The 24,199-nt window shown below is 38.3% G+C and carries 21 protein-coding genes; 15 read left to right on the forward strand and 6 right to left on the reverse strand.

Features of this window, described 5'->3' with window-relative positions:
- The 8 genes from ACFQZ1_RS17445 to ACFQZ1_RS17480 form a co-directional block, all read left to right on the forward strand.
- On the forward strand, positions 1-2,273 hold a 2,273-nt coding region (locus tag ACFQZ1_RS17445), incomplete at its 5' end, for a DNA translocase FtsK (RefSeq protein ID WP_377883462.1).
- A 61-nt stretch (positions 2,274-2,334) separates the two neighbouring features.
- Positions 2,335-3,456, forward strand: coding sequence for a nicotinate phosphoribosyltransferase (locus ACFQZ1_RS17450; RefSeq protein ID WP_377883463.1), 1,122 nt, complete (start codon positions 2,335-2,337; stop codon positions 3,454-3,456).
- A 213-nt stretch (positions 3,457-3,669) separates the two neighbouring features.
- Positions 3,670-4,983, forward strand: a complete 1,314-nt coding sequence (murC, locus tag ACFQZ1_RS17455) for a UDP-N-acetylmuramate--L-alanine ligase (protein ID WP_377883464.1) — start codon at positions 3,670-3,672, stop codon at positions 4,981-4,983.
- Between the two features lie 239 nt (positions 4,984-5,222).
- Complete coding sequence (locus tag ACFQZ1_RS17460) at positions 5,223-5,777, forward strand: GNAT family N-acetyltransferase (protein ID WP_377883465.1); 555 nt, start codon at positions 5,223-5,225, stop codon at positions 5,775-5,777.
- Between the two features lie 215 nt (positions 5,778-5,992).
- Positions 5,993-6,403, forward strand: a complete 411-nt coding sequence (locus ACFQZ1_RS17465) for a PH domain-containing protein (protein WP_377883466.1) — start codon at positions 5,993-5,995, stop codon at positions 6,401-6,403.
- A gap of 25 nt (positions 6,404-6,428) precedes the next feature.
- Positions 6,429-6,617 (forward strand): hypothetical protein, encoded by a 189-nt coding sequence (locus ACFQZ1_RS17470; protein WP_377883467.1) that lies wholly within the window; start codon positions 6,429-6,431, stop codon positions 6,615-6,617.
- A 47-nt stretch (positions 6,618-6,664) separates the two neighbouring features.
- Positions 6,665-6,937 carry a hypothetical protein gene (locus ACFQZ1_RS17475; RefSeq protein WP_377883468.1) on the forward strand — a complete coding sequence of 91 codons (273 nt, stop codon included), beginning with the start codon at positions 6,665-6,667 and terminating at the stop codon, positions 6,935-6,937.
- Positions 6,938-7,223: 286 nt separating this feature from the next.
- Positions 7,224-7,799, forward strand: a complete 576-nt coding sequence (locus ACFQZ1_RS17480; RefSeq protein ID WP_377883469.1) for a histidine phosphatase family protein — start codon at positions 7,224-7,226, stop codon at positions 7,797-7,799.
- A 284-nt stretch (positions 7,800-8,083) separates the two neighbouring features.
- On the opposite strand, the gene ACFQZ1_RS17485 is transcribed toward ACFQZ1_RS17480, so the two are convergent.
- On the reverse strand, positions 8,084-9,052 hold the full coding sequence (locus ACFQZ1_RS17485) for an FTR1 family iron permease (RefSeq protein WP_377883470.1): 969 nt from the start codon (positions 9,050-9,052) through the stop codon (positions 8,084-8,086).
- Between the two features lie 549 nt (positions 9,053-9,601).
- Between ACFQZ1_RS17485 and ACFQZ1_RS17490 the strand changes: the two genes are divergently transcribed.
- Positions 9,602-10,723 carry a PepSY-associated TM helix domain-containing protein gene (locus ACFQZ1_RS17490; RefSeq protein WP_377883471.1) on the forward strand — a complete coding sequence of 374 codons (1,122 nt, stop codon included), beginning with the start codon at positions 9,602-9,604 and terminating at the stop codon, positions 10,721-10,723.
- A 55-nt stretch (positions 10,724-10,778) separates the two neighbouring features.
- Here the strand turns inward: ACFQZ1_RS17490 and ACFQZ1_RS17495 are convergent, their stop codons facing one another.
- The 4 genes from ACFQZ1_RS17495 to ACFQZ1_RS17510 all read right to left on the reverse strand — a co-directional run bounded on the left by ACFQZ1_RS17495 (position 10,779) and on the right by ACFQZ1_RS17510 (position 14,367).
- Entirely contained in the window at positions 10,779-12,023 is a 1,245-nt protein-coding gene (locus tag ACFQZ1_RS17495) for an NAD(P)/FAD-dependent oxidoreductase (protein ID WP_377883472.1), read from the reverse strand.
- Positions 12,020-12,352: a (2Fe-2S)-binding protein gene (locus tag ACFQZ1_RS17500; RefSeq protein WP_377883473.1), complete on the reverse strand. Its 333-nt coding sequence runs from the start codon at positions 12,350-12,352 to the stop codon at positions 12,020-12,022. Before ACFQZ1_RS17500 ends, ACFQZ1_RS17495 begins: the two co-directional genes overlap by 4 nt.
- Complete coding sequence (locus tag ACFQZ1_RS17505) at positions 12,349-12,621, reverse strand: (2Fe-2S)-binding protein (protein WP_377883474.1); 273 nt, start codon at positions 12,619-12,621, stop codon at positions 12,349-12,351. Before ACFQZ1_RS17505 ends, ACFQZ1_RS17500 begins: the two co-directional genes overlap by 4 nt.
- A gap of 72 nt (positions 12,622-12,693) precedes the next feature.
- Positions 12,694-14,367 (reverse strand): sigma-54 interaction domain-containing protein, encoded by a 1,674-nt coding sequence (locus ACFQZ1_RS17510; RefSeq protein WP_377883541.1) that lies wholly within the window; start codon positions 14,365-14,367, stop codon positions 12,694-12,696.
- 362 nt (positions 14,368-14,729) lie between these two features.
- Between ACFQZ1_RS17510 and ACFQZ1_RS17515 the strand changes: the two genes are divergently transcribed.
- From ACFQZ1_RS17515 to ACFQZ1_RS17540, 6 genes are all read left to right on the forward strand, one after another.
- Complete coding sequence (locus tag ACFQZ1_RS17515) at positions 14,730-15,905, forward strand: NAD(P)/FAD-dependent oxidoreductase (RefSeq protein ID WP_377883475.1); 1,176 nt, start codon at positions 14,730-14,732, stop codon at positions 15,903-15,905.
- On the forward strand, positions 15,902-16,939 hold the full coding sequence (locus tag ACFQZ1_RS17520; protein ID WP_377883476.1) for a proline racemase family protein: 1,038 nt from the start codon (positions 15,902-15,904) through the stop codon (positions 16,937-16,939). Before ACFQZ1_RS17515 ends, ACFQZ1_RS17520 begins: the two co-directional genes overlap by 4 nt.
- The gene (locus tag ACFQZ1_RS17525) at positions 16,936-17,889 is read left to right on the forward strand and encodes a proline racemase family protein (RefSeq protein WP_377883477.1); all 954 of its coding nucleotides are present in this window, start codon (positions 16,936-16,938) and stop codon (positions 17,887-17,889) included. The genes ACFQZ1_RS17520 and ACFQZ1_RS17525 overlap by 4 nt, the downstream gene beginning before the upstream one ends.
- Positions 17,890-17,971: 82 nt before the next feature.
- Positions 17,972-18,868, forward strand: a complete 897-nt coding sequence (dapA, locus tag ACFQZ1_RS17530) for a 4-hydroxy-tetrahydrodipicolinate synthase (RefSeq protein WP_377883478.1) — start codon at positions 17,972-17,974, stop codon at positions 18,866-18,868.
- Positions 18,869-18,916: 48 nt separating this feature from the next.
- Positions 18,917-20,401, forward strand: a complete 1,485-nt coding sequence (locus ACFQZ1_RS17535; RefSeq protein WP_377883479.1) for an aldehyde dehydrogenase family protein — start codon at positions 18,917-18,919, stop codon at positions 20,399-20,401.
- A 348-nt stretch (positions 20,402-20,749) separates the two neighbouring features.
- Positions 20,750-22,363: an APC family permease gene (locus ACFQZ1_RS17540; protein WP_377883480.1), complete on the forward strand. Its 1,614-nt coding sequence runs from the start codon at positions 20,750-20,752 to the stop codon at positions 22,361-22,363.
- Between the two features lie 73 nt (positions 22,364-22,436).
- Here the strand turns inward: ACFQZ1_RS17540 and ACFQZ1_RS17545 are convergent, their stop codons facing one another.
- Positions 22,437-23,906 carry an RNA-guided endonuclease InsQ/TnpB family protein gene (locus ACFQZ1_RS17545; protein WP_377883481.1) on the reverse strand — a complete coding sequence of 490 codons (1,470 nt, stop codon included), beginning with the start codon at positions 23,904-23,906 and terminating at the stop codon, positions 22,437-22,439.
- Positions 23,907-24,199: the final 293 nt, after the last annotated feature.

Here is a 24,199-nt window from a genome sequence, read left to right on the forward strand (position 1 = left end):
CAGTGGAAGTGTCTCAGGAAATAGAAGAAATCGAGTTATCTTCAGAGACGGAAGAATCGAATGTACAAGAAGAAACAGAAGAAGCAGAAGTGTCTCAGGAAATAGAAGAAATCGAGTTATTTTCAGAGACAGAAGAATTGGATGTACAAGAAGAAACAGAAGAAGTGGAAGAATCTCAGGAAATAGAAGAAATCGAGTTATCTTCAGAGACAGAAGAATTGGATGTACAAGAAGAAACAGAAGCAGTGGAAGAATCTCAGGAAATAGAAGAAATCGAGTTATCTTCAGAGACAGAAGAATTGGATGTACAAGAAGAAACAGAAGAAGCAGAAGCGTCTCAGGAAGCAGAAGTAGTGGAAGTATCTTCAGAAATGGAAGAGTCCAATATACAAGAAGAAGTGCTTGAAGCTAAGGAAGCTGAAGCATTAGTAACTGAAAGTTTCGTTCAAGAACAAAGTGAAGAATCTATTCAAGCTGATGAACAAACAAAGCAAGCTGTACAAGACTTTGCAAATGTATTAATAGAAGAAACAGAGGAAAAATCAAATGCAATTGCTGAGCAGAATAAAGTACAAACAGAGCAGCGCAAAGTAGATTCAACGCAAGAACCAAAACGTGAGAAGAAACGTTTTGTTCCGTTTAATGTAGTGATGTTGAAGCAAGATAAACAGCTGTTAGAAGAAAAGCGTCGTGTAGCAATGCCGTCACAACCGGCTCCTTCACATAATGTGACTGAGCAAAAACAGAATATTGAACCGCCAGCAGTGAAACAACCAGTGCAGGAAGAGATGACGCACCGAGTTGTTGTAGAAACAAAACAAGATGTTCGTAATGTTTTGCAGGCACCGCCAACGTACGAGTTTCCGCCATTAACGCTTTTAAACATTCCAAGTCACTCAGCGACAAATGATAGTGAGTGGTTAGAGGAACAAAAAGAGTTATTAAATACAACATTCCATAATTTTCATGTTGGTGCAAAAGTAGTGAATGTTACGCAAGGTCCAGCTGTAACTCGTTTTGAAGTGCAGCCAGAGCCTGGTGTGAAAGTAAACAAAATTACAAATTTAAGTGACGATATTAAACTAAACTTGGCTGCTCGTGATATTCGAATTGAGGCGCCAATTCCAGGGAAAAGTGCAGTTGGAATTGAAGTGCCGAATAAAGAAAGCAAAGCAGTATTTCTTCGTGAAATTTTAAGAAGCCCAGTGTTTACGAAAAGTGAATCGCCGCTTACAGTTGCACTTGGTCTTGATATTTCAGGAACACCAATTGTGACGGATATTCGAAAAATGCCGCACGGTTTAATTGCGGGGGCAACAGGATCAGGAAAAAGCGTATGTATTAATGCGATTTTAACAAGTATTTTATATAAAGCGAAGCCACACGAAGTAAAGCTGATGCTCATTGATCCGAAGATGGTTGAACTTGCACCGTATAATTCTGTACCGCACCTTGTTGCGCCGGTTATTACGGATGTAAAAGCAGCGACGGCGGCCTTGAAATGGGCAGTAGAGGAAATGGAACGTCGTTATGAATTGTTTGCGCATGCAGGTGCGCGCGATTTAACACGTTACAATACAATTATGAATGAACAAGAAATTCCAGGTGAGACGTTACCGTACATCGTTATTGTCATTGATGAGCTAGCGGATTTAATGATGGTTGCACCGGGTGATGTAGAGGAAGCAATTTGTCGGATTGCCCAAAAAGCAAGAGCGTGCGGAATTCATTTATTAGTAGCAACGCAGCGTCCATCTGTAGATGTTATTACAGGATTGATTAAATCGAACATTCCGACGCGAATTGCTTTTACAGTTTCATCGCAAGTAGACTCACGTACAATTATTGATATTGGCGGAGCTGAGAAATTGCTCGGCCGTGGTGATATGCTATTTTTAGATAATGGAACGTCAAAACCGGTTCGTGTGCAAGGGGTATACGTTTCAGATGAAGAAATCGAAAAGTCTGTTGCACATGCGAAACGTCAAATGAAACCAAATTATTTATTCCATCAAGAAGACTTATTGGCAAAAACAGAACAGGCAGAATCAGAAGATGAGCTGTTCTTTGAGGCATGTCAATTTGTTGTAGAACAAGGGGGAGCGTCCACGTCTTCTGTGCAGAGAAGATTCCGCATTGGATATAACCGTGCAGCTCGTCTTATCGAAGACATGGAAGCGCAAGGGATTATTTCAGAAGCACGCGGAACAAAACCAAGAGATGTCCTTATTACAGAAGATGAATTTGCTGCGATGCAGGATATACATGTATAAGAAAAGGTTTTGCTGTATACTAAGAGAAAACGTTGGATAGTAAAGTAGGGAGTATAGCGACATGAAAGAAATCGAATTAAAATTACAAGGTGAAATAAATCGACTAACAAATAAGACATTCAAGTTTGATGAGCGCGTCGGCGAAGGATGGTTTTCTGCGGTTTATTTCTTAAAAACTCGTGATATTATTAAAGAATTTCGACCAGGAAGCGTTGTGACAATGCAATTTTTCCAAAAGGAACATGCTGTATTATGCGGAACAGATGAAGTACTTGCTTTATTACAAACATTTGCAGAGCATCCTGAAGAGCTTGAAATTCATTCTTTAAAAGATGGGGATAAAGTTAATCCGTTTGAAACATTATTAACGATTCGCGGACCATATGAGTATTTCGGCTATTTAGAAGGTGTGATAGATGGTATTTTAGCACGCCGCACTTCTGTTGCGACAAATGTGTATAACGTTGTGCAAGCTGCGCGCAGTGGTGAGAAAGAGAAACCTGTTATTTTCATGGGTGACCGTGATGATCATTATACGCAACAAGCTGGTGATGGTTATGCGGCTTATATCGGTGGTATGAGCGCGCAAGCAACGCATGCGATGAATGAATGGTGGGGCAAAAGCGGCATGGGAACAATGCCTCACGCTTTAATTCAAATGTTTAATGGTGATGTTGTCGAAGCGGCAAAAGCATACCATAAAAAATTCCCAGAAGATGAGCTAGTCGTGCTAATTGATTACAATAACGATGTAATTACAGATGCGCTTCGCGTAGCACGTGAATTTGGATCAGAGTTAAAAGGAGTACGTGTAGATACATCTCGTACGATGATTGATCAATACTTCATTCGTCATCCTGAAGTGCTTGGTACATTTGATCCGCGCGGCGTGAATCCTTCTCTGATCTTTGCACTTCGCAAAGCATTAGATGATGAAGGATTCCAACATGTGAATATCGTAGTGAGCGGCGGATTTGATGAAAAGCGAATTCGTGAATTTGAAGCACAAAATGTTCCTGTTGATATTTATGGCGTCGGCAGCAGTTTATTAAAAATGAATATCGGCTTCACAGGTGATAATGTAGAATTGAACGAAAAACCGGAAGCGAAAGCAGGACGTAAATACCGTCCAAATCCACGTTTAGAGCGTGTTCAATTGCAAGCAAGAGACAATGAGGAATAAGAGGAAAAACTGATAGGGAATTGACCCTATCAGTTTTTCTGTTATCATAGTATAACGGATTGTTTTTTGCTATAATAAGTTTGTTGTGGATTTAAAAGAAAGCATGAACGTGATTATAAGAAATTCGAGATGATTACCAAAATAAAAAGAAAATCATATACTGTCTTATAGATAGACCGTTGGAATAGTTCGAAATGTTGGAGGTTCTTTAAGATGACAGTTTACCATTTTGTAGGAATTAAAGGGACAGGGATGAGTGCTTTAGCGCAAATTTTACATGATATGAAGCATACTGTTCAAGGTTCTGATGTAGACAAACGCTTTTTTACGCAAACAGCGTTGGAGAATCGTGGGATTTCTATCCTACCTTTTGATAAGAATAATGTTGAAGCAGGACAAGTGATTATCGCAGGAAATGCATTCCCAGATACGCATGAGGAAATTGAATTTGCAAAGGAATTAAATTTACCTATTTATCGTTATCATCATTTTTTAGGCGATTTTATGAGTAAGTATACGAGTGTCGCTGTAACTGGTGCTCACGGAAAAACATCAACGACAGGTTTGTTATCTCACGTGATGCAAGGAGCAAGCCCTACATCTTGTTTAATTGGTGATGGAACAGGACTTGGAGTAGAGGATAGTAAGTATTTTGTATTTGAAGCGTGTGAATACCGTCGTCATTTCTTGTCATATCATCCAGACTATGCAATTATGACAAATATTGATTTTGATCATCCAGATTATTTTACAGACATTAATGATGTATTTAGTGCGTTCCAAGAGATGGCACTGCAAGTGAAGAAAGGTATTATTGCGTGTGGTGATGATGAGGAACTTCAAAAGATTCATGCGAAAGTACCAGTTATTTTCTATGGATTTGGGGAAGACAATGATTTCCAAGCGCGTAACATTCAAAAAAGAACAGATGGTACAGTGTTTGATGTCTTTGTTCGTAATACGTATTATGGAACGTTCCAAATTACAGGTTACGGCAATCATAGCGTGCTAAATGCATTGGCGGTTATTGCTCTTTGTGATTATGAAGATATTGATGTCGAAGTTGTGAAACATCAGTTAACAACATTCGGTGGTGTAAAGCGCCGTTTTAATGAAAAGAAAATGGGTGAGCAGGTCATTATTGATGATTATGCACATCATCCAACAGAAATCAATGCGACAATTGAAGCTGCTCGTCAGAAATACCCAGAACGTGAAATTGTAGCAGTATTTCAGCCGCATACATTCTCTCGAACACAAAAATTCTTAGATGAATTTGCAGAGAGTTTACGTAAGGCAGATCAAGTATATTTATGTGATATTTTTGGTTCTGCTCGTGAAAATAAAGGAGAATTAACAATTCAAGACCTGCAGCAACGCATTGATGGTGCAGAGCTTATTACGGTTATGACAACAGAAGTATTAAAGAAACATAAAAACGGCGTACTTATTTTTATGGGCGCTGGTGATATTCAAAAATTTGAAGCTGCTTATGCGAAGGAAGTACAAGTAGCGGAGAAGAAGTAAGGTAGAAATGACGTGCAATTGGCACGTCATTTTTTTGTTGATTTAGAGTTAGCTCTAAGTAAGGTGGAACAGTGAAAATTAAGAAGGAATATGATATATACAATTGCAGGCGTTCTTTGTTCCTCAGAGCTGTTTGTATTAAAAAGTAGAAAAAGAGTTTCTTTTTGAATTGTTATTTTTTCTAGAAAACTTGTAATTTCAAATGTTAGAATAATAAGAAAAAATAAGGGGATAGGAAAATGTTTACACTACGCGTTGATGATGAAATTTCATTACAATTATTAGAAATGCAACATAAAGATGAACTGTACGAGTTAGTGGACGGCAACCGAGAATATTTACGAGAATGGCTTCCATGGGTGGATCGCACGAAATCAGCTAAAGGGTACAATGAAATCTTTCCAATGTGGCTGCATAACTTCGCAGATGGGAATGGTTTTGAAGCAGGTATACGCTATAAAGGAAAGCTCGTTGGGATGGTTGGGATTCATCCGGTGGATTGGGCGAAGAAGGCGACAACTCTTGGATACTATCTTGTGGAAGAAGCAAGTGGAAAAGGAATTATGACGCGAAGTGTAAAGGCTGCACTTCGTTATGCTTTCGAAGAATTAAAATTAAATAAAGTTGAAATTCATTGCGGAGTAAAAAATCGAAAGAGCCGTGCAATTCCAGAACGGTTAGGTTTTCACTTAGATGGAATTATGCGTGAGGGAGAATGGTTATATAATCATTTTCAGGACATTGCGGTGTATAGTATGTTAGCGAGAGAATGGAGAGAGAAGCGTATAAAGTGAAACTTCCATCAGTGGGGGGGTTTTTATCCCCCTACTGATGGTTAGTTGAACGAATCGGGCGCATGCCAGCAGTTGTCCCCCACCTATCTTCCTCGTCTCTTTTTGAATCTTGAGGTGGGGGTCTTACTGCCCGTTAATAACGGGATGAAATGACGCTTCTTTTTTTCTGAATTTATCAATAATTGATGGTATAATATGGATAAGGAGTGATAAAGATGGAATTTTACGTGAAAAAAAATCCAATTATGATATTTCTTACTGTAATTATGCTGCTGCTTGTTGTAATCTCTCCTATCATATCATTTATGATGAACGAGAAAGGTTGGCTGACAGGGCTTGCAGCAGGAATCTTATTTCTAGCTGCAAATATTGTGCCTATTTCTGAAATGTTTGTATTTCAGCATAAAGTCGTTGATGGTGAATTAATAACAGGGCATTGGCTAACAAAGAAGAAAATTCCAACTGTAAGCATTCGTGTAATCCGGTTTGTTGGAAAAAATAAGAGAAACTTAGAAATTACGTACGGGAGTAATTTTGAAACACATATGATTACAATGCCAAAAGAGAAAGAAAAGTTTATGGAATCACTTTTACAAGGAAGTCCTTACGTCAGAATAGAAGACTGAGTATTATATTTTCAGGGAGAAACCGATGAAACATATAAAGGTATTATTTTGCTTTGAAATGCTTACGGTACTTATGGTTTGTGTAAGAGGTTATGTACGCTGGGAGTGGCCTTTATACATTTCGATTGGAGTAGGTATTTTAGCAGTTATACTTCTCTATTATTTTCACTATCGATATGGAAAAAGCGAAGGGAAGAAATCTTTCAAGCAATAGAATGTAGGCAAGAACATACCATGTTAGCTTTCATAGGAGGATTCTATATGAGTATTCGTTGGCACGAATCAAATTATCGTGAGGATCACATGATTTTTGACACGCTATGGGAAGCAGAAGAGTGGGGCTGTTCAATCAGTAACGATATGCATGCAGGTGCATTTGGCGGGTATACAACTCCTGACGAGAAAGTTGCCTATGTTTTGGCCTTTCGCTTGGCAAGTGTTCCGCGACTTCATGTTCATACGGATACAGTTTGGCTTGAGGATAAAATGATGTATAAGGTATGGGTTACGCTTTCTACTAATGCAAAACCTTAGATGGCCAGCGCATTAAATATGCAATAGATTTCTCTTTTTAACGTCATATTTCAATAGGTTGAAAGGGGCAAGGGATATGAACATAGGACCTTTTCTTTTTAGTACTTTTTCAATTTTAGGACTTATTTTTTATGTCGCAGTGCCAGTCTTTACGGTATACGTTGTGGTAATGGTATTAAAGAGAATGAGAGAAAGAAATGAATATTTAAAAGATATCCGAGATGAGCTTAGGAAGAGGAATGATACTTCGAACTAAGTTCATTTTTGATAATTTGGAGGTTTTCATATGACTAAAATAGGTATAATCCGTCACGGAAGTACACCGTGGAATAAAGAAGGAAGAGCACAGGGGAGTTCAGATATTTCCCTTGATCAAGATGGAAAATTAGATGCGTATAAACTTGCGGAGCGTTTAAGTAAAGAGAATTGGGATTTCATATATTCTAGTGACCTATTAAGAGCGAAGCAAACTGCTGAAATTATAGGAGAAAAAATTCCGAATATCCCCCTTTATTTGGAACCTAGGTTTCGTGAAGCAGGCGGAGGGCAGATTGAAGGGACAACGGAAGAAGAGCGAATTTTAAAATGGGGGAAGAATTGGAGAGAGCTAGATTTAGGAATTGAAAGTGCTGACAGTGTAATCACAAGAGGTCTTTCGGTAATTAAAGAGATTACATCTAAACATGATAATAAAAATATATTAATCGTTAGTCATGGTGCATTCATTAGACATCTTCTAAAGGAACTAGTACCGCATTTGAATATGGTAGAATCTCCGAGAAACACGTCTCTAACTAAACTTATAAAAGCAAAGAATGGCTGGGATTCAGAACTATATAATTGTACAATTCACTTAGAATAGAGTGTGATATTTCATTCAAAATTACCAAAGTGAAACCTCCATCAGTGGGGGTTTTTTCATTCCACACTGATGATTAGTTGAACCAATTGCCCGTTAATGCAGGATAAACAATTCCAAAGAAGACTAAACAGCCACCGAGCTCTGATAGAATATCGAATCTCGATGGCTGTTTAGTCTTTTTTATAGTTGTCTACTTGATAGGAATAGGTAGATCTTTTTTAGTGTCTACTCTATAGGGAACATTTCACTATGAGAGTGCCTTTTTCATAAATGAGTATTTGTTTCTATGACACTGCTTGCGTTTGTCGTTTCATTGCTTTTCGTTTTGTTAAATAACGAGCAGCGAAGTAAGAACCTAATACATAAATTACAGCTATAACTTGAGCTGATAACGTCTCAACTGTTGGGAATATACAGAACCAAACTCCCATCCAATCAGGGAAATGAATATTGATGGTAGTTGTACTAATCCATCCTGCTAGTTGCATCTCTTGTACGGTTTCCCCCACCATTACGGCCAAGACAACCACTAAGAGACCGCCTGTAAATACCAACATTTTTTTATAAGGAAGACGGCGATGAGCTAAAAAGGTCAGAACTCCCACTATCATCGTTAACGCTAACCCAATCAGTGCTCCTTGTAAGATAACATCAGACCCCACTTTTAATCGTAAATTTTGAAGGAAAAGAACGACTTCAAATCCCTCACGATAAACCGATGTAAGACCTAGTAGGAAAAGAGACCAAAATGTACTCTTTGCCACACTCTCACCATTATTTCCAGTTATTTTTTGCTTTTTACGATTATGTAGGTTAATCCAACCCTGCCAGTAAATCTTATGAAAGAACCAGTTCATGATAATACATAAAACAATAACAGCTAGAATTCCTGTTGCAGCTTGAATATGAAGCTCGGATGCATTCACAGAAGAAATAATTCCTACTACAATAAACCATGTAGCAATCGTGGCTAAGAAGGATACCCCTGCTCCCGCAGAAATGGGCTTCCAATAGTTATCTTGTTTCTTACGCACTAAGCCAGAGATAATTGCTGATAATACTAAAATAGCCTCTAATCCTTCCCGAAAGATAAGGATAGCCGTATTTATGATTGCAGCACCTGGCGTTATATCTTTAGCGGTAGGATCAGGATTCCCTTGATAATTCACTCCCTGCCATATGATGACACCAATTACTACCAACAAGGAAAACGATATAAGAACGGTTTTGAGATTTAAAAATTTTTTAAGCAATGAACTTCCCCCTAGTATATCTAAAAAAATGATAATGATAATCTTTATCAATAAAAACTAGATTAATCTTAATCCCGCATTTTTTATTTGTCAATGAAAATTTTTGCAACGTGCTATCGCCGCCAAAGCATCACATTTCCTACACTAAGCTATGATTTTATGAAAATATATTTCAAACAGTTTTTTTAGTTTACAAAAATGTCTGTTTTTATCACATGAATAGGCTTTAAAAGGCATACGTTGCTAGCTATATTTCATGTGAAAGTGATATTGAAATTACTGCTTTAAAAAGGGCTGAAAAATCATGAATCTTGAGATTTATCCCGTATTAACGGGCAGTAAGACCCTCCCTCAAAATTCAGAGAGAAGCGAGGAAGATAAGTGGGGGATAAAAACTTAAGGTAGAGGTGTGAAAAAATAATCCTCTTTTTGTTGTGGGAACAATTATATTTGAACTTTTACTCTATATTTTGAATTTTTACATATTGACAATGATAATCATTATCTTTAATATTAATTTGACTTTTCATTTCATTAAGGGGGACTTTTATGAAGATTCGCAGTATGGTTAGAAAGGTTCATTTATACCTTAGCATGATAGCTGGTATGTTTATTGTGCTAATTGGATTGACTGGGAGTTTGCTTGTCTTTGACAACGAATTAAATCGTATGATTTATCCTGATTTATACAAAATAACTAAGGGTCAACCGGTTGCATATCAGAAAGCCTTGCAAACTGTAGCAAGCGCATACCCAAAGGGAGAAATTCAACGTGTGTATACGCCAGATGATCCACACTCTCAGGGGATTTATTTGTTTAATTTGAAAGAAGGAAAAGGGACGAAATCTGTATATGTTGATCCAGGGACTGGTAACATAAATGGAGATTTAGGGGAAACAGCGTTTTTTAATCAAGTCAAAGAAATTCATTATCATTTACTTCTGAAAGATTTTAACGGTAAAGAAATTGTCGGTATTATTGGATTTATTTTCTTTTTTATTAGTTTATCTGGATTGTATTTATGGTGGCCTGGAATTAAAAAGTGGGCACGGGGTTTTGTTATACGGCGCAGTAAGAATACATATGTAAAACAGTATGATATACATAAAGTCATTGGAATCATTGCTATGCCACTTTTATTAGTGGTTTCATTAACAGGGGCACTTTTTACATACGATAAGACAATTTTTGGGTGGGTCGGAGCGAAAACTAGTGTCATGCCATCGAAGGAGAAACTTATTTCTAAGCCTCTTTCAGGAGGAAAACTCCCTCTTGATTCCTTGCTAAGTGAAGCTGAAAAGGCGGTTCCTCAAGGGACTATTACGCAAGTAAGGATGCCAGCGCAAGCTAAAAAAGGAAAAGCAGAAGGTGCTGTGGAAATTCGTTTGAGTCGTCCATACGATCCAGGGAATGGGAATGTGAAAATATGGGTTGACCAGTATAGCGGGAAAGTGTTAGCTAAACAAGATCCAAAGGTGGATGATGGACTGACGTATCAGACATGGCTTAAACCACTACATACAGGAACGTTTGGTGGTTTATTTACAAAAGTCTTATATGTTATTGGTGGTCTTACACCATCAATCTTAATGTTTACTGGTACGTATATGTGGTGGCACAAGAAAAAGAGTAAGCGAAAACCAGAACGTTCTTCAGTAACTGCAGCATAACTTATGTAAATAAGAAATCCCGTCAGAACAAAGACTGACGGGAGTTTTTATTTCATTACACAATTTTTTTGGGAGTTTTCCCAGTGCTATTATTTGAATAGAGGCGTTCCCAAAGCTCGTTCATTTTACTTCTGCCACTATTGATCTCAGGATTAAACTGGATTGCAGCTTGCTTGCGAACGGTACGGACATGCTGCACAGATTGTTGTAGTTTCTGGTCAATTGTGTTCGATTCTTTTCCTGCATGTTTGACGATTGATAATCCTGCCGTTGTTCCTTGAGCCATGGCAATTTTGCCGCTTTCAATACCGGTGATATTACCAGCAACAAATAGTCCATCAAGAGGAGTTTCCATCGTCTCTGAATGGTGGGGTACATGACCGCCAAGTTCAGGGATGTATTGAAATGGACATCCGGCAACGGCAGCAAGCTCTGCCAACGGATATAAGCCGCCTGCTATACAGACAAAGTCCGCTTCATAAATGGTTTCAGATCCCGCAATAATATTGCCATTCGCATCAATATCGGCGACGCGTACTCCTTCCACTTGATCTTTACCGATAATTTCGAGTGCTGCTTTCCGAAGTTGAAGGGGAGTACCGTTCACTTTCATACCGTTTTTCGGATAAAAGTTTAAAGCAACTTTCCTCATCCAGTCATTTTTCATGAAACGGCTCCCGATACGTAATAACGGTGATGGGGCTAGGTGAGCTGCGTTCAAGAGCGATTTCATAACCTCTTCAGGTTCACCAGCTTTTTGACTAAGGACACTTTTTTCTGGGAGTACAATTCGATCAACCGTTATGCCAGCTAGTTGTAATTCATTTAAAATCGCAAATGCTAAAATATTCGCTCCGATAAGAATTCCTTTTTTGCCGACTTGGACGCGATGAACATTTGTCATTACTTGTGCTGCGCCAATGGACATTACACCAGGAAGAGTCCAACCAGGCAATGGGATAGAGTACTCAGCAGCTCCGGTAGCTACTAGTACAAATGGTGCTTCTAGCGTACCTAAGCTCGTATGCACATTCCATAGGTGGTTTTCTTTTTCTAAATTGTAAACAGACACACCGCAGCGGATATCGACCGATAATTTTTTTGCTTCTTGATGAAGGCGCTCTGATTCTTTTATTCCATTCCACCATTCACCGGAAGGTTCTTGATGAAGTTGTCCGAGTAATCTGCCGCCTGGTTTTATAAATTCATCAAGAACAGTCACTTTGAGACCAAAGCTCGCACAGGAAATAGCTCCTGCTAATCCTGCTGGGCCTCCTCCAATTACAATGACATCAATCATCGCTTTTCCACCATCCTTCTTACAATATTCGGATGCTGTTTGCCGCTTTCAACAATCATATCTTTTTCGACAACTGTTAAGCAGGCTCTTACGTTTGCTTGATTATTGACAGTTACACGGCATTCTAAGCAATGGCCGATGTTGCAATAAATACCTCTAGGCGTCCCGCTATCTTCGTGAACACGCAGTTTTCTTATTCCATTTGCCAAAAGAGCAGCAGCAATCGTTTCATTTTCATATGCTTCATATTGAATTCCATCAAATTGAAAGGAAATACGTTCTCTATCATCTAAATTCCCTAAAATGGGATGGTTCATGATTCTAGTCATTGATTTTCACCTACTGTTCCAAAGGTTACCGGCCGAATTGGAGGCTGGTATTTTAATGGAATTTCATCAGGTGATACATTAGGGATGACACTTTCAATGATTCTATCTAATGTCGGCCTGCATGTGCGGCCTCCACAAAAGCCCATTCCTGCTCGTGTTCTTAATTTTAATTCTCTTGCTGTGCATGTATGTTGATCTGCCGTTTTCTGAAGTTGTCCGTAAGTAACTTCTTCACAGCGGCAAATCACAATGCTCTCTTTGTTAACCATTTGAATTCCTCCTCGACAGTCTTTCATAAAGAGACTATGCAAAAAATGTGCCAATGCAGAGGAGGAAGAGGGTTAATGTAAGCCGAGTCGCTTCAAGCGATTGTATAAAGTGGCTCTTGTGATACCGAGTTGTTTCGCGCACTCTAATTTATTTCCATCTAAAATCTGTAACGCTCTTTCGATTACTTTTCTTTCGTGTTGATCCATTTCTTCTTGCAGCGATAAGATGGTGAAGTCACTGTCCTGAATTACATTAGATACAGCCTTTGGTGTGTTTTCAAAGCTGATACTGTTTGTATGAAAGGGTAAATACTCTCTTTTTATTACGCCATCTGTTGCGAATACGATAAGCCGTTCCATGACATTGCGAAGTTCGCGAATATTGCCAGGCCAATCATAACGAAGCAGTTCATGCATGACTTCTGGAGGAAATTCATGAATTGGCCGCTGATAGCTCAAAGAAAAATCATGTAAAAAATAATGGGTTAATTCGATAATATCTTCTTGCCGCTCTCTTAAAGGAGGGATGTGCAAACTGACTACGTTTAATCGGTAATATAAATCTTCACGGAACTGTCCTTTTTTCATTAATTCTTGTAAATCACGATTTGTGGCAGCGATGATACGGAAGTCGATATTGATTTCTTTTTCTCCACCAACACGATAATATTTTCGCTCCTGCAGTACGCGTAGGAGTTTTACTTGCATTTCGAGCGGCATTTCACCTACTTCATCAAGAAATAATGTACCGCCTTTTGCTAGTTCTATTTTTCCTTTTTTTCCTTTACTATCAGCACCAGAGAAAGCACCCCGTTCATATCCGAATAGCTCACTTTCAAATAAAGATGCTGGTATCGCGCCGCAGTTAATTGAAATAAAAGGTGCTTTCGGCTTTTCACTTGCCTCATGAATTGCTTTCGCAAATACCTCTTTTCCGACACCGCTTTCACCTAATATGAGAACGGTTGATTTAACAGAACATACTCTTCTAGCTAAATCCACTGTTCTTTGCAGAGCGGCACTTTTTCCTTTAATAGACTGAAATGGATCAGATGAATCCTTATACTTTGCTACTTCTTGTTCTAAACGGTGTACTTCGTTGGACATATTAAATAATTTCTCATTCAGTACGACTTGATTTGTGATATCCGTTTCTGAAACGACTGCCCCGATAATCTGGCCATTAAAATAAACGGGATTAGAGTTAATTAAGACAAACAAATCAGAACGAGGTTGATGGTGCTGTCCTACAATACTTTTCCCTTTATGCAGAGATTGCAAGATTTCTAGATTTTTATAGTCGAAAAAATCCGTAATTGGTTGGCCGATTATATCTTCCCGCTTGACCGAGAAAATTTTTTCTGCGCCTTCTGTCCACGTACAAACAAGCTCGTTATCATCAATGACTGTGACTGAAGAATCTGTTGTTTGAATGACAGTTTCATAAAATGTTTTTAATTGATTGTAAGAGTTATGAAGAAAATGGATCATTTGAGCGGCTGTTATATAGCCTATTGGATTTTTGGTTGTATCAAGAATAATAACTGTGGAATGCTGATTAAACGCCTCAATCAAAGTGAAGAATGGATCATCTTCATATACGATTTTGCATGGGAAATCAGGCGTTTCTGTTGCTGAACGATAATAAAATTCACCGTTTTTCTGTTCGATTTGATGTTTATCGAACGGTGTATCGATTAGAAGATATTTTCTTATTTCTTTTACTGACGGTAATGAAAATATAATGATCCTCCTCCTGCGCTGTAAAAAATGATTAACACTGTAAAAAAAATTATACACCAATTAACGAAATGTTTAAAAAATTTAAACAGAAAGTTTTTATCCTATTAAATGAGAGTAAAACTGCTGCTTTTAGAAATTGAGGAACTGAATCAAGAATGAATTCTGGTGATAGGAACAGAAATTTGAAAGCACAAAAGTAATTTCTTTTCCTTCTGAAATTTTCTTGTTCGATGCGAGTCGCCGTCACTTGCACTGAACCATCAGCCGGGATGAAGTGATATTCCATTGTGAAAGCTTCATATGAATTGGCACACGAATTGCATTTTTAGGTAATGAAGCCATTTCATCGAGAGGAGGAATGCCATGTGAAACATTGTGACGTGTTAGTCATTGGCGGGGGAATTATTGGCTGTTCGATTGCCTATTATGCTTCTAAGTATGGAAGAGATATAACGATAATTGAAAAAGGGGAATTTGTTAGTGGCACGTCTTCACGATGTGACGGCAATATTTTGGCGATTGATAAAGACCCAGGTTTTGATAGTCAGATGTCGTTGTTTAGTCAGAATTTAGTGGATGAATTAAGCAAAGAGTTGGAGCATCCATTTGAATATCGAGCACCAGGAAGCATCCTTGTTTGTGAGTCGGACGAGGAGATGGAAGCGGCACAGAAATGGGTAGATCGTCAAAAAGCTGCCGGTTTACCATTTCGAATGCTTGACCGGCAGGATATTCGGCAGGAGTCTCCCTTTTTTGCAGATGATTTATTAGGCGGGCTAGAATGCGCCACTGATTCCACGGTTAATCCGTATCTCTTAGCTTTTTCACTTTTGGAGGAAGCAAAAAAACTAGGGGCTAAAGCTTTCAAGCATACCGAAGTAAAACAAATGAAAAAAGAAGAAAGTGGTTCATTTACTGTAGAAACGACAAACGGAGTTTTTACTGCGGATCATGTCGTCAATGCGGCAGGAGTATGGGCACCTCGAATAGGAGAGATGTTTGATCTTTCCATACCAATTGAACCGAGAAAAGGGCATATTATCGTTGCCTCAAGGCAGCAGCATGTAGGATGTCGAAAAGTAATGGAGTTTGGTTACTTAATTTCTAAGTTTGGTGGAAAGCGCCGTGTTGATCCGCTAACTGAAAAATATGGAGTAGCTCTTGTCTTTGAACCGACGGAAAGCCAAAATTTTTTAATTGGGAGCAGTAGAGAATTTGTTGGCTTTCATACGAAAGTAAACAATGAAATCATTAAATGTATTGCTAATCGGGCAATCCGCTTTTATCCGAAAATGGCAGATATGATGGTGATTCGTTCGTATGCAGGATTAAGGCCATGGACGGAAGATCATTTGCCAATCGTTTCACGCGTAGATAAAATTCCAAATTATTATATTGCGGCGGGTCATGAAGGAGACGGAATTAGCCTCGCAGCAGTAACAGGGAAAATAGTAGAAGAACTCATTAATGAAAAAGAAACATCGATTCCCGTTGCACCGCTTAGCTTTAACCGATTTACAGAAAGGGTGTTGAGCAGATGAGGGCACAAAGAGTCTTTACAACAATTGATACGCATACAGGCGGGAATCCAACGAGGACACTGATTAGCGGACTTCCAAAATTAGTTGGGGAAACAATGTCAGAAAAAATGCTTTATATGAAAAAGGAATATGACTGGATTCGCAAACTGTTAATGAATGAGCCGCGCGGCCATGATGTCATGTCTGGTGCTTTGTTAACGGCTCCGTGTCATCCAGAAGCAGATATTGGCGTGATTTACATAGAGACAGGCGGATATTTGCCGATGTGTGGACATGACACAATTGGTGTATGTACGGCTCTAGTTGAATCTGGATTGATTCCCATTCAGGAGCCGGTCACTTCCTTAAAATTGGATACACCTGCTGGACTCGTCGAAGTGGACATTTCAGTAGAAAATGGAAAGGCAAAAGAAGTGTCTTTTTGCAATATCCCAGCATTTCTTTTAAAACGTGTTTCCATTGATGTCGAGGGGATTGGACGTATAGATGCTGATATTGCGTATGGTGGTAATTTTTATGCAATCATTGATGCGAAATTAGTTGGATTGGAGTTACTACCAGAGAATGCTTCTAACATAATCGAAACAGCAATCAACATTAGAAATACCATTAATGAAAAAGTTGAAATCGTTCATCCGCAACATCCGTTTATTAAAGGGTTGACTCATGTTGAGTTTTTTACGGAACCAACCCACGAGGAAGCAGATGTGAAAAATACAGTTATTGTTCCTCCAGGAGGAATCGACCGTTCTCCATGTGGAACTGGTACTTCTGCGAAATTGGCTGTCCTATATGCCAATCAAGAAATTTCAATTGGCGAAGAATTCGTTCATGAAAGCATTGTCGGTTCCTTATTTAGAGGACGCGTATTGGAAACAACAGATGTAGAAGGTATTGAGGCTGTAGTGACCAAAATTGCGGGATCAGCTTGGTTAATGGGGATGCATCGCTTCTTCTATCACGAAGAAGATCCACTTAAAGAAGGATTTCTGCTCATTCCCCCTATGGAACATGAAACGGAGGACGTGAAATGAAAATTCAGAAGACGTATTCAACAACGGATGTACACGTAGCTGGTGAAGCGTTTCGTGTTATTAAAGATGTGCCGCTTATTCATTATCAAAACTTGGAACAGTTGAATGAGCAGTTTACGCATGTGTTTGCAGAAGAAATCAACCTTTTATTGAATGAACCGCGTGGATTTGCTGGTTTAAATGGTTGTCTTGTTGTTCCGACGATTAGTGAAGAAGCTGATGCTGCAGTATTATTTTTCAATCATGAAGGAACGGTTCCTCTTCATTATGGGGGCATCGTTGCTGTGATTACAACTTTATTGGAATGCGGTCATTTACAGCCGAAGGCGTCAAGCGAATATAAAATCGAAACGGTCAGTGGTGTGATTTCTGTTACCGCGATTATGGAGAATGATGAAGTAGTTTCAGTGGTGATAGAAAGTGAATCGTGTCAAATAGTCGAAACGAACATTCCATTGTCTAATTCGCATTGCAATACGCAGTTCTCCCTCGTGCAAGCCGATCAATTATATGCAGTGTTTGAGAAAAGTGATATTTCTGCAGAGATTCGTGTTGAGGACCTTTCTGAGCTAAAGAGATGGGGACAAACGGTGCTTCAAGCTCTCGAGTCAAAAATGCCAGTAAAAGGTGTCATTTTAATGGATGACTCTCATTTAGAAGAAGGGCGAATTAAAACAATTACGTTTCGCGCCGACCAGTATATTGTTCGTTCTCCAGGCTTTGAATCAACGATGGCTTGTTATACAAGCTTACTTTCTAAAGGAAGCTTGTATATGGAACCACCATTTGTAAATGAAAGTATTTTTGGCAGCACTTTGATAGTACAAGGAGCTAAGCAAACAGAAAGTGGATACAAGTTTACTTTGAAAAGCCGCGGTTTTATTACAGGAATGCAGATGTTTATATTAGATCCGACAGATCCTTTGTCTGCTGGATTTTTACTAAAATAATCAAATTGAAATCGTTTACTAAAGCTATTATGCCTGCTAGTGATAGCAAAAAAACTAAAAAAATATTAAGGGGGAAATAGAAATGACAACAATTAGAGGAGCTTATCCAGTATTAATTACTTCAATGAATGAGGCGCAGGAGATTGATTGGGGCGGTGTGAAAAATAATGTGAACTACTTCGTAGATCAAGGAGTTGCAGGTATTGTAATCAACGGCAGTACTGGAGAGTTCGTGAGCTTATCAAAAGAAGAAAAATTCCAGATGGTTGAAACTGTATTAAAGGAAGTCAACGGCCGTATTCCTGTTATTGTGGGAACAGCTGCTGAAACGACAAAAGAAACAATTGAATACACGAAACAGGCGGAAGCACATGGTGCAGATTGTGCGCTGATCATTAATTCTTATTATTGTAAACCGAAAGAGGAAGAAATTTATTTCCACTTTAAAGAAGTGTCAAATGCAGTGAATGTACCTATTATGTTGTACAACAATCCTTTTACATCTGGCGTTGATATGAGTACAGAGCTGATGTTGCGAATTGGAAAAGAATGTGAAAGGGTTACTCACATTAAAGAATCAAGTGGGGATATTCGTAAAGCAAGAGATCTTGTTAGACATGGCAAAGGGGATATTGAAATTTTCTGCGGTTCAGAAGATTTAGTTATGGAGTCTTATTTAGTCGGGGCAACAGGCTGGATTTCTGTCGCAGGGAATATTGTGCCAAAACTTGTTACGCAAATGTTTAATCATTTCCAAAAAGGCGAGTTAAAAGAAGCTTGGGCAATTAATGACAGCATATTACCGCTTTGTACATTCCTTGAAGGGTCAGGAAAATATGTGCAAATTGTTAAACGTGCAATGGAATTAAATGGACAGGCAGGAGGTCCTTCTCGTTATCCTCGTTTAGGATTGACGCCTGAGGAAGATCGAAAGCTGAAAGATATTTTAGCTACTTTAACTGCCGTTTCACATGTGTAAAAACGTATAGCTATGTACCGAATAGAAAAATGAAAAGGGGAGCGGAACATGTTAACAGCACAAATAGAATTAAAGCCGAGAGTGAAAGCTTTTTTAGAAGGAAAGATTGAACTTTTTATCGATGGAAACTTTGTACCAGCTATAAGCGGTAAAAAGTTTGAAACGTATAACCCAGCGACAGAAGAAGTTCTTGCTTTCGTAAGTGAAGCAGGGGAGGAAGATGTTGATTTAGCGGTGAAGGCTGCACGCCGTGCATTTGAAAAAGGATTATGGCCTGAACTTAGTGCAGCTGAAAGAGCGCACTTAATTTACAAGCTGGCTGATTTAATTGATGAACATAAGGAAGAATTAGCCCAGTTGGAAGCACTAGATAACGGAAAGTCGTATCAAGTAGCATTAGAAGACGATATTCCAGCAACAGTGGAACATTACCGTTATTATGCTGGCTGGGCAACGAAGATTCTTGGTCAGACGACTCCGATTTCAAAGGACTATTTAAACTATACACGTCATGAACCAATTGGTGTTGTCGGCCAAATTATTCCGTGGAACTATCCATTAGTCATGGCTGCGTGGAAAATGGGTGCAGCACTTGCGACAGGATGTACAATCGTATTAAAACCTGCTGAGCAAACGCCGTTATCCCTCCTATATACAGCACAGCTTTTTAAAGAAGCTGGCTTCCCAGACGGCGTCGTGAATTTTGTTCCTGGATTTGGCCAAACAGCAGGGGCAGCGATTGTGAATCATCATGATATCGAAAAAGTAGCCTTTACAGGTTCCACAGACACTGGCAAGTATATTATGCGTCAGGCAGCTGAAACGATTAAACATGTGACGTTAGAGCTTGGAGGCAAATCACCAAATATTATTTTAGAAGATGCGAATATAGATGAGGCGATTACTGGTGCTTTCAATGGTATCATGTATAACCATGGTCAAAACTGCAGTGCAGGATCTCGTGTGTTCGTTCATAGAAAGCACTATGAAAAAGTCGTAGAAGAACTAGCGAAACTAGCAAACAATGTAAAACTCGGTGCAGGAATGGAAAAAGGAACTGAAATGGGACCTCTTGTTTCCAAAAAGCAACAAGAACGTGTGTTACGGTATATTGAAAAAGGAAAAGCGGAAGGAGCAAGAATTGCAGCTGGCGGCGAGAAGGCATTTGAAAAAGGATACTTCGTTCAGCCAACCATTTTCGCAGATGTTACAGATGATATGACAATCGCAAAAGAAGAAATATTTGGTCCAGTAGTTGCAGTTCTGCCGTTCGATACAGTTGAAGAAGTTATCGAAAGAGCAAATAATACGCCATTTGGACTCGCTGCAGGCGTATGGACAGAAAACATTAAAACGGCACACAAAGTGGCGAATCGCTTAAAGGCCGGAACAGTCTGGATTAACGATTATAACTTAGAAGACGCAGCAGCTCCATTTGGTGGTTATAAACAATCAGGAAATGGGCGCGAAATGGGCTCTTATGCACTCGACAACTACACAGAAGTGAAGAGTATTTGGGTAAATTTGAAATAAAGTGAAACTTCCGTCAGTGGGGGGGCCTCATTCCCCACTGACGGAAAGCTCTCACCAATCGGGCTGTTCGTTTTTTCAATTAATTTTGAAAGGTTATTGGAATCCCTAAAAATTAAAGCGTTTACATCAGATAAGCCTTCAACTAGTAGTAATTTTTGAAATTCGTTATTGCTTGAAGGCTTGATGTATAAGAACAACGGAATGTTCTATCTTTAGCGTTCCTTATAGTAGTAGGATTTCAGGGGGAGGTTTTTCTCTATTTATAGTGTTCTTCTAGAAAAATAGCAATAGTCTCTTTGTGAAAAAACTGAATATTAAGAAAAAGATCGAAAGGGGAGAGATTAAAGTATGGCAAACAAAGGCAAGTTTAAAAGAGAAATATCCTTAGTAGATTTAGCTTTTATCGGTTTTGGATCTATGTTTGGATCAGGATGGCTGTTTGCTGCTAGCCATGTTTCAGGAATAGCAGGTCCAGCGGGAATTATTTCATGGGTAATTGGTGGAATCGCTATTTTTTTATTAGGACTTGTATACTGTGAACTTGGGGCATCACTTCCAAGGGCTGGAGGAATTGTACGCTATCCTGCTTATTCACATGGTCCTATACTTGGATATTTATTAGGGTTTATTACCCTTATTGCATTTTCAAGTTTAATAGCAATTGAAGTAGAAGCAGCTAGGCAATATGCAGCTGCTTGGTGGCCGAGTCTGACGAAAGAAAATTCTACTTTGCCGACTGTAAGTGGATGGCTTATGCAATTTGGGCTGCTCGTCATTTTCTTTTTGTTAAATTATTGGAGTGTAAAAACATTTGCTAAATCGAATTTAATCATAACTATTTTTAAATTTTTTGTACCGGCATTAACAATTATTGTATTGTTAATGCATTTACATGGTGATAATTTTTCAAGTGCTGGTTTCGCGCCGTTTGGATTCTCTGGTGTACAAGCAGCCATCTCTGCCGGCGGTGTTATTTTTGCTTATTTAGGACTTACACCTATTGTATCGGTAGCAAGCGAAGTGAAAAATCCACAAAGAACGATACCAATTGCTCTTATTTTGTCTGTAATCTCTTCATTGATTGTTTATGTTCTTTTACAAGTTGCTTTTATTGGAAGTATTCCAACTGAAATGCTTAGCCAAGGATGGGCGGGAATTAGTCATGAATTTAGTTTACCATTTAAAGATATTTCCGTTCTGTTAGGACTGGGGTGGATGGTTTATTTTATTGTTTCCGATGCAATTATATCACCGAGTGGAACAGGGAATATTTATATGTCCGCTACCCCTCGTGTTGTATATGGCTGGGCTCAAAGCGGAACCTTATTTAAAGTATTTTCTAAAGTTGATGCAAAATCAGGCATACCAAGACCTGCACTTTGGCTTACATTTGTCCTTTCTGTTTTCTGGACATTGCCATTTCCTTCATGGGAAGCGTTAATTAATGTTGTTTCTGCAGCGCTTGTGTTAAGTTATGCCCTTGCACCAATTACAGCGGCGGCACTTAGAAAACGGACTCCAGAGCTAAATCGTCCATTTTTAGTAAAAGGAATGTCAATCATTGGACCACTTTCATTTGTCATTGCATCATTAATTGTCTATTGGTCTGGTTGGCAAACACTTTCTTGGTTATTATCTTCACAAGTTATTATGTTTGTAATCTATCTATGTTGCAAAAAATGGGCACCAACTTCACAAGTATCTTTTGCGCAGCAAATCAAATCATCATTATGGCTCGTTTTTTACTACATTGCCATAATGGTTGTGTCGTACTTCGGTATGTTTGGGGAAGGAAAGGGGTATTTAACCTATTCAACAGACTTGATAGCGGTTAGTATTGTTTCCTTGATTAGCTATTACTGGGCGGTTCATACTGCTTTACCTGTTGTCGATTTGAATGACGAAGACGAAGTGGAAAGTACTGATTATTTACAGATAGAGAATGCTACGATTAGTAAATGACATCTAGCTTTTGCAAAAAATGAATACTCCCCCACTTAGCAAAGCTTGAAGTGGGGGTTTCTAACGTTTCGACCTAACGGACGATTAACGTCAGTGGAGTTAACACACTAGCGAGCTGCTTCACGCTTAACCCCTCTATCCCGTTTGTCCATGCATTCGGGACTACTTTTCGTAAAATATTAGCCGCAGCATTTACGTCTGCGTTGATTTCGATTCCTTTTGCAGAACGATACATACCACGCTTCATTCGTTTTCCTGAAAACGTTGCATTTTGGTCATTTGTTCCATACGTTGGAATAAAGTCATGATCTAGAAAACTTGCTTTTGATGTGTAAGATTCCTCGGTTACAATAACTTGAATGCCTACTGCATTTGCTTTGTATGTAATCATTTGAATCAATACACTATACGAGATATGGCAAAACGTTTGGTTATTTTTCTTTCCCATATTCGTTTCTTGCTTCCAACTTTTGTTTTGACCAATAACGATTTTGCAAACTTCCTCTTCTTGAGCTAGTTTTACAATATGATGACTAGCTTTATGGAAGATGTCTTTTATTTTCAGATAACGTTTTTGATGAAGTTTTTCTATTCTTTTTGAAGTAAAAGGTCCTTCATTTGTTTGTTTACCTTGCCTTAGAACACTTGTAAAGTGACTCTTCATTTTGTTGTAATATTGATTTATGCTTTTGACATGTTTGCCCTTAACAAGTACAGGCTTTATACCTGTGTTTGTTACGATGGTTGCAAGGTTATCAATACCTAAATCAATACTCATATAACGACCATTCTCTTCAACGGATTGTTGTTCTGAAGGAACATCTATCACCAATTCCACTACATATTCATTGTATTTGGGAATGACACGAACTTGTTTCAGCTTACCTTCAGTAAACCCTAATTTCCCAATGTTTAATTGCAATTTTGTCTTTGGAAACTTTAAAAATTTATCATTTTTAATGACACAATCTTGATTTGTATACAGAATCTCTTTTTCAGAAGAACGAATATATTTTGGAATTCTAGGTCTTCCAGTATATTTATTTGGATTCTTTTTATAATCTTTTAAACTAGCAAAAAAAGACTTCCAATTTTGGAATACATTTTTCATGATTGATTGACTAGATTGTGTAGGTAAAGCACGATAATCATTCTGAATCATGGCTTTAAATAATGCATCCAGAAAATTATAATCTACATAAGTTTTTTCTGTAGTTGGTTCTGAAAACAAATTACATTTCACTTCTTTTTGTTTTTCTTTTGGTTTTGTTTTCTCTTTTTCCAATTTCTTTTGATAGGCAAGAAGTTGTGTATCATTCATCTTCTCAATATTTTTAGAAATTATATCCAAAACTTCTTTTTGTAAAGGTTGCAACTCCTTATCTTGTGTCAAACCTGTATACACTTGTCGTATATAAAAATTTGTCGTGTTGTACATATTCTTAGCATTTTGGCAAGATTCTTGAAAATAAGAATACATACGATGCCCTTTTTTAATCCAAATCTGAAGAGTTTTATAATTTGTTTGATTTTCCATTGTCATTTTTCACCTCCTTGTTAAGGATATTATACCAAAACAAGAACGTATGTTTCTGTTATTTTTTGAACATAAAATATTTTTTTCGATTCACCTCACCACCTTCACATATGTTTAGAGGTGGGAGTCCTCTCGAAAGGTATGATAGAAACATAGAAAAAAGGAAGAAGCGTATAGAGAGACGCTTCTTCCTTTTTCTGAATTTACCGATAATTAGTGGTATAATATGGATAAGTACGGTTACTATAATCATTTCCTATATATTTTGTGTTTTGGTGGAATGTAGGGAAAAGGGAGAT

Source organism: Bacillus sp. CGMCC 1.60114, assembly GCF_042676365.1.
GTDB lineage: Bacteria > Bacillota > Bacilli > Bacillales > Bacillaceae_G > Bacillus_A > Bacillus_A rhizoplanae_A.

Bases quoted from the DNA above. Each gene is read 5' to 3' on its own strand.
- ACFQZ1_RS17450 (WP_377883463.1), top strand. From the start codon at position 2,335: ATGAAAGAAATCGAATTAAAATTACAAGGTGAAATAAATCGACTAACA.
- murC (WP_377883464.1), top strand. From the start codon at position 3,670: ATGACAGTTTACCATTTTGTAGGAATTAAAGGGACAGGGATGAGTGCT.
- ACFQZ1_RS17460 (WP_377883465.1), top strand. From the start codon at position 5,223: ATGTTTACACTACGCGTTGATGATGAAATTTCATTACAATTATTAGAA.
- ACFQZ1_RS17465 (WP_377883466.1), top strand. From the start codon at position 5,993: ATGGAATTTTACGTGAAAAAAAATCCAATTATGATATTTCTTACTGTA.
- ACFQZ1_RS17470 (WP_377883467.1), top strand. From the start codon at position 6,429: ATGAAACATATAAAGGTATTATTTTGCTTTGAAATGCTTACGGTACTT.
- ACFQZ1_RS17475 (WP_377883468.1), top strand. From the start codon at position 6,665: ATGAGTATTCGTTGGCACGAATCAAATTATCGTGAGGATCACATGATT.
- ACFQZ1_RS17480 (WP_377883469.1), top strand. From the start codon at position 7,224: ATGACTAAAATAGGTATAATCCGTCACGGAAGTACACCGTGGAATAAA.
- ACFQZ1_RS17490 (WP_377883471.1), top strand. From the start codon at position 9,602: ATGAAGATTCGCAGTATGGTTAGAAAGGTTCATTTATACCTTAGCATG.
- ACFQZ1_RS17495 (WP_377883472.1), bottom strand. From the start codon at position 12,023: ATGATTGATGTCATTGTAATTGGAGGAGGCCCAGCAGGATTAGCAGGA.
- ACFQZ1_RS17500 (WP_377883473.1), bottom strand. From the start codon at position 12,352: ATGACTAGAATCATGAACCATCCCATTTTAGGGAATTTAGATGATAGA.
- ACFQZ1_RS17505 (WP_377883474.1), bottom strand. From the start codon at position 12,621: ATGGTTAACAAAGAGAGCATTGTGATTTGCCGCTGTGAAGAAGTTACT.
- ACFQZ1_RS17520 (WP_377883476.1), top strand. From the start codon at position 15,902: ATGAGGGCACAAAGAGTCTTTACAACAATTGATACGCATACAGGCGGG.
- ACFQZ1_RS17525 (WP_377883477.1), top strand. From the start codon at position 16,936: ATGAAAATTCAGAAGACGTATTCAACAACGGATGTACACGTAGCTGGT.
- dapA (WP_377883478.1), top strand. From the start codon at position 17,972: ATGACAACAATTAGAGGAGCTTATCCAGTATTAATTACTTCAATGAAT.
- ACFQZ1_RS17535 (WP_377883479.1), top strand. From the start codon at position 18,917: ATGTTAACAGCACAAATAGAATTAAAGCCGAGAGTGAAAGCTTTTTTA.
- ACFQZ1_RS17540 (WP_377883480.1), top strand. From the start codon at position 20,750: ATGGCAAACAAAGGCAAGTTTAAAAGAGAAATATCCTTAGTAGATTTA.
- ACFQZ1_RS17545 (WP_377883481.1), bottom strand. From the start codon at position 23,906: ATGACAATGGAAAATCAAACAAATTATAAAACTCTTCAGATTTGGATT.